Source organism: Citrobacter sp. Cc139 (assembly GCF_030334645.1).
Lineage (GTDB): Bacteria > Pseudomonadota > Gammaproteobacteria > Enterobacterales > Enterobacteriaceae > Citrobacter > Citrobacter werkmanii.
Window position 1 is genome coordinate 1 of sequence record NZ_JAOWDM010000068.1, and the last position, 5,291, is coordinate 5,291.

The following is a 5,291-nucleotide window of genomic DNA, read 5'->3' on the forward strand; positions in this document are numbered from 1 at the left end:
ACAGTACGGCCGCCTTCACGGATTGCGAAACGCAGACCGTCGTCCATCGCGATCGGGTGGATCAGGGTAACAACCATTTTGATGTTGTCGCCCGGCATTACCATCTCTACGCCTTCCGGCAGTTCGATGGTGCCAGTCACGTCAGTAGTACGGAAGTAGAACTGCGGACGGTAGCCTTTGAAGAACGGAGTATGACGGCCGCCTTCGTCTTTGGACAGGATGTACACTTCAGATTCGAACTTGGTGTGCGGCTTGATAGAGCCCGGCTTAGCCAGTACCTGACCACGTTCGATTTCTTCACGTTTGATACCACGCAGCAGAACACCAACGTTCTCACCAGCACGGCCTTCGTCCAGCAGTTTGCGGAACATTTCAACGCCAGTACAGGTAGACTTAGCAGTCTCTTTGATACCAACGATTTCAACTTCTTCACCAACTTTGATGATACCGCGTTCTACACGACCGGTAACAACGGTACCACGACCGGAGATGGAGAATACGTCTTCGATAGGCAGCAGGAACGGCTTGTCAATCGCACGCTCTGGTTCCGGGATGTAAGAGTCCAGGAAGCCAGCCAGTTCGATGATTTTCGCTTCCCACTCTGCTTCGCCTTCCAGCGCTTTCAGAGCAGAACCACGAACGATCGGAGTGTCGTCGCCCGGGAAATCGTACTGAGACAGAAGTTCACGAACTTCCATTTCTACCAGTTCCAGCAGCTCTTCGTCATCAACCATGTCGCATTTGTTCAGGAACACGATGATGTACGGAACGCCTACCTGACGACCCAGCAGGATGTGCTCACGAGTCTGCGGCATCGGGCCGTCAGTCGCAGCAACAACCAGGATCGCGCCGTCCATCTGCGCAGCACCGGTGATCATGTTTTTAACATAGTCGGCGTGGCCCGGGCAGTCTACGTGTGCGTAGTGGCGAGTCGGGGTGTCATATTCAACGTGAGAAGTGTTGATGGTGATACCACGAGCTTTTTCTTCCGGCGCGTTATCGATCTGGTCGAATGCACGAGCAGCACCGCCGTAGGTTTTAGCCAGTACGGTAGTGATTGCAGCGGTCAGCGTTGTTTTACCATGGTCAACGTGGCCGATAGTACCGACGTTAACGTGCGGTTTAGTACGTTCAAATTTTTCTTTAGACATCGATTGTCCCTCTAAGACACGGATAAATCGGTGATATCACCACATCAACCAGGCAATATACCTGAGCTGTTGAATGCTTTTAAAAGTAAACAGAGAGAAACGGGAAGGAGAAGTGAAGTGGTGCTGATACCCAGAGTCGAACTGGGGACCTCACCCTTACCAAGGGTGCGCTCTACCAACTGAGCCATATCAGCACGTCTGGAGCGGGCAGCGGGAATCGAACCCGCATCATCAGCTTGGAAGGCTGAGGTAATAGCCATTATACGATGCCCGCATCCTGAAACTCGGCTACCCAGTTCTTTCTGTAACAAAAAAGAGATTTCTCTCTTTTATGTTCGAGCTGATTAATTTTTTAACCAACTCAGGCGGCGATAACGCTGCCAGAAAGTGGTGGTGGGGGAAGGATTCGAACCTTCGAAGTCTGTGACGGCAGATTTACAGTCTGCTCCCTTTGGCCGCTCGGGAACCCCACCGGACTTGATGGTGCCGACTACCGGAATCGAACTGGTGACCTACTGATTACAAGTCAGTTGCTCTACCTACTGAGCTAAGTCGGCATCAAGTAGCGCGCATTTTATGGAGACCTGCGCACTCATGCAACTAAAAAATTGCATAAAATGTTCTATCGCTCACATTTTGCACTATACGTCCGATAAATAATCTATTTCTTCGTATGATTGGACAAATTTCCAACGGCGCGTGCCCTTCCAAAGGCAAGTTTTTCGCCGCCATGCACTTATCCATAGAGAGAAAGTACCTCATTATACATCTGGAATAGCCGTCACATTGCTTTTCAGGGGATGATTTTTTCTTATTATTCCCCCTCATCTGGTGTTACCCTCCTGCCCATTGTCCAAATTAACTGAAATGTGCGTGCCATTGCGTGCCGGGGATGATTTCGTTTTTTTACCGCAGACCTGATATAGCAGTGACAGCCAGACCATGCGTATGAGTATAAAAGAGCAAGCGTTAACGTCGCCTTACCTACAGTTTGATCGCAACCAGTGGGCTGCGCTTCGTGATTCCGTGCCAATGACCCTGACCGAGGAAGAGATTGCTCGTCTGAAAGGCATTAACGAAGACTTGTCGCTGGAAGAAGTTGCCGAAATTTATTTGCCTCTATCGCGTTTGCTAAATTTTTACATCAGTTCGAACCTGCGACGTCAGGCGGTGCTGGAGCAATTTTTAGGCACTAACGGCGAGCGTATTCCTTATATTATTAGCATTGCTGGCAGCGTCGCCGTTGGCAAAAGCACCACAGCACGTGTTTTACAGGCACTGTTGAGTCGCTGGCCTGAGCATCGTAAGGTTGAATTGATTACGACCGACGGTTTTCTTCATCCCAATCAGGTGTTGAAAGATCGTGGACTCATGAAGAAGAAAGGCTTCCCTCAGTCCTATGATATGCACCGCCTGGTTAAATTCGTTTCCGATTTGAAGTCAGGCGTACCCAACGTCACGGCACCGGTATACTCCCATCTTATCTATGATGTGATCCCTGATGGCGACAAAACTGTTGCCCAACCCGACATATTAATACTTGAAGGGCTTAATGTATTACAGAGCGGGATGGATTATCCTCACGATCCGCATCATGTATTTGTTTCTGATTTTGTCGACTTTTCTATTTATGTTGATGCGCCAGAGGAATTACTCCAGACGTGGTATATCAACCGCTTCCTGAAATTCCGCGAAGGGGCATTTACCAACCCAGACTCTTATTTCCATAATTATGCGAAATTGTCGGAAGACGAGGCAATCAACACGGCCACTTCGTTATGGAAAGAGATTAACTGGCTGAATTTAAAACAAAATATTTTACCAACGCGTGAGCGTGCCAGCTTAATCATGACCAAAAGCGCTAATCATGCTGTTGAAGAGGTCAGACTACGCAAATAAATTAATAAGGGGAGCCGCAGCTCCCCTTGTTATTATTCAGCGCTTCTGAGCGATATTTCTCCGCCCATCCAGGGTTTTATCACGCCATTTTGTTCGAGCAATAATGCACCTTGTGCATCTATTCCACGAGATATCCCAAATATTTCTTTATCGCCAATAATGAGTTTTACCGGGCGGTCGATAAAGTTGTCCAGCGTCTTCCAGCGGGACAAATACGGCGCTAAGCCCTCATGCTCAAACAATACCAGCGCAGCGCGCAGCTCGCGGATTAGTCGGGCAGCAAGGGTATTGCGGTCAATGTTAATTCCCGCTTCCTGGAGATTAATCCAGCCCTGATTAACGACATTCTCTTCTACCCGGCGCATGGACATATTAATACCCGCACCGATAACAATTTGCGCGGCATCGCCCGTCTTACCAGTGAGTTCAACCAGAATTCCGGCCAGTTTACGATCGAGCAGATAGAGATCGTTCGGCCATTTCACGCGAACTTTATCCGCCCCCAGATCGCGTAAAACCTCCGCCATGACAATACCAATCACCAGACTCAGACCAATTGCGGCTGCCGGTCCTTGCTCCAGTCGCCAGAACATTGAGAGATACAGATTGGCGCCAAACGGTGAGAACCACTTACGTCCGCGACGACCACGGCCGGCCTGCTGATACTCAGCGACGCAGGCATCCCCTGACTCCAGTTGACCAATACGGTCCATCAGGTACTGGTTGGTTGAGTCGATAACCGGCAGAACCGTGATATTCCCTCCATCCAACTGAGAATGAATCAGTGATGAGTCTAATAACTGGATAGGCTCAGGTAAGCTGTATCCTTTACCGGGAACAGTAAAGACATCAACGCCCCAGTCGCGTAGCGTCTGAACATGCTTATTGATTGCCGCACGGCTCATTCCCAGCTGTTCACCAAGCTGCTCACCGGAATGAAATTCGCCATCGGCTAACAAGGAAATAAGCGTCAGGGGGACGGTATTATCTTTCATGCGATGATCTCCACAGCATTCACTTCACCCTGTGGGCCAATAAATCTGACCTCGGGTTCGAGCCAGACATTGAATTTCTCACCGACTTTTTGGCGTACATGATGCGCTAGTTGTACCACATCCTGACTGGTCGCACGGTCTGCATTAATCAGTACCAGTGCTTGCTGCTGATGTACCGCTGCCCCACCAATACGCATGCCTTTTAGCTGGCATTGATCGATAAGCCAGCCGGCAGCCAGTTTTACTGAACCATCTACCTGCGGGTAATGAGGCGCAGTCGGGAATTTGGCCAACAGTTCCTGCGCAACGTGCGCTGTAACAACCGGGTTTTTAAAGAAGCTACCCGCATTACCGTTAACTTTCGGGTCAGGCAGCTTTGTTGTGCGCATATGACAGACAGAATCAAAAACCTGCTGAGGCGTCACGGTTGTAGGATCCAGACGCGTCAGGTCACCGTAAGTGAGAACGGGCTGCCACTGTTTAGCCAAGCGCAAACCAACGGCAACAATTGCGAAACGATCCTGATATTCATGCTTGAAGATGCTGTCACGGTAACCAAAACGGCATTCCGCGGCGCTGACGCGCAGATGTTTGCCGGTTGACAGTTCAACGCAGTCCACATATTCACAGACACGCTGCAGCTCCACACCATAAGCGCCAATATTCTGAATGGGCGATGAACCGACACATCCGGGAATGAGTGCCAGATTTTCCAGTCCAGGCATACCTTCTTGCAGCGTGTGCTGTACCAGATGATGCCAGTTCTCACCGGCACCGACGTGCAGGTGCCACGCCTCAGGTTGTTCTGTGATCTCAATGCCCTTGATTCGATTGACGATCACCGTTCCATGGAAGGTATCGAGAAACAGGACGTTACTCCCCTCGCCCAGGATCAGTACTGGATGATGTGATGCATTCGCTGATTGCCAGGCATTCAGCAGTTGTTGCTCATTTTCGGCGCAGACAAGCTCATTAGCTTGTTGATCGATACCGAAGGTGTTCCAGGCTTTAAGGGAGTGATTCATAGACGCTTTCCTGATGCAAAATCGCGCTTAGTTTACCGCATATGCCGCAGGATGGCTTGTCTTATGGAGGCAAGGGGATTGCCTGATGCGCCTTGGCAGGCCGGATAAGGCGGGATGCCGCATCCGGCAGGTTTCACTCTACACAGACGCAAAAAAGCCCATCCGGCAGGATGGGCTTCTTCACTTGTTTGATGCCTGGCAGTTCCCTACTCTCGCATGGG

At 50.1% G+C, this 5,291-nt stretch carries 4 protein-coding genes, 4 tRNA genes and 1 pseudogene; 2 read left to right on the forward strand and 7 right to left on the reverse strand.

The features are described 5' to 3' along the window. From tuf to OGV69_RS04650, 5 genes are all read right to left on the reverse strand, one after another. The coding region (gene tuf / locus OGV69_RS04630) for an elongation factor Tu (protein ID WP_286469143.1) at nt 1–1,151 on the reverse strand (1,151 nt) is incomplete at its 3' end. 118 nt (nt 1,152–1,269) lie between these two features. After that, nucleotides 1,270–1,345, reverse strand: a tRNA-Thr gene (locus OGV69_RS04635). 5 nt (nt 1,346–1,350) lie between these two features. Further along, nucleotides 1,351–1,425 (reverse strand) — tRNA-Gly (locus OGV69_RS04640). Nucleotides 1,426–1,539: 114 nt separating this feature from the next. Further along, a tRNA-Tyr gene (locus OGV69_RS04645) sits at nt 1,540–1,624 on the reverse strand. An 8-nt stretch (nt 1,625–1,632) separates the two neighbouring features. After that, nucleotides 1,633–1,708 (reverse strand) — tRNA-Thr (locus OGV69_RS04650). A gap of 19 nt (nt 1,709–1,727) precedes the next feature. Between OGV69_RS04650 and OGV69_RS04655 the strand changes: the two are divergent. Together OGV69_RS04655 and coaA are read left to right on the forward strand one after the other, a co-directional pair. After that, nucleotides 1,728–1,808 (forward strand): annotated as a pseudogene (locus OGV69_RS04655) (hypothetical protein); the annotation flags it as partial. A gap of 291 nt (nt 1,809–2,099) precedes the next feature. Then, on the forward strand, nt 2,100–3,050 hold the full coding sequence (coaA, locus tag OGV69_RS04660) for a type I pantothenate kinase (protein ID WP_032940924.1): 951 nt from the start codon (nt 2,100–2,102) through the stop codon (nt 3,048–3,050). Between the two features lie 32 nt (nt 3,051–3,082). Here coaA and birA read toward each other — a convergent pair whose 3' ends face one another. Together birA and murB are read right to left on the reverse strand one after the other, a co-directional pair. Next, nucleotides 3,083–4,045, reverse strand: coding sequence for a bifunctional biotin--[acetyl-CoA-carboxylase] ligase/biotin operon repressor BirA (gene birA, locus OGV69_RS04665; RefSeq protein ID WP_038636096.1), 963 nt, complete (start codon nt 4,043–4,045; stop codon nt 3,083–3,085). Then, entirely contained in the window at nt 4,042–5,070 is a 1,029-nt protein-coding gene (murB, locus tag OGV69_RS04670) for a UDP-N-acetylmuramate dehydrogenase (protein WP_069325462.1), read from the reverse strand. Before murB ends, birA begins: the two co-directional genes overlap by 4 nt. Nucleotides 5,071–5,291 lie beyond the last annotated feature (221 nt).

What these genes read in the sequence shown, in the direction of transcription:
- birA (WP_038636096.1), bottom strand. Translation starts at nt 4,045, where the DNA reads ATGAAAGATAATACCGTCCCCCTGACGCTTATTTCCTTGTTAGCCGAT.
- coaA (WP_032940924.1), top strand. Translation starts at nt 2,100, where the DNA reads ATGAGTATAAAAGAGCAAGCGTTAACGTCGCCTTACCTACAGTTTGAT.
- murB (WP_069325462.1), bottom strand. Translation starts at nt 5,070, where the DNA reads ATGAATCACTCCCTTAAAGCCTGGAACACCTTCGGTATCGATCAACAA.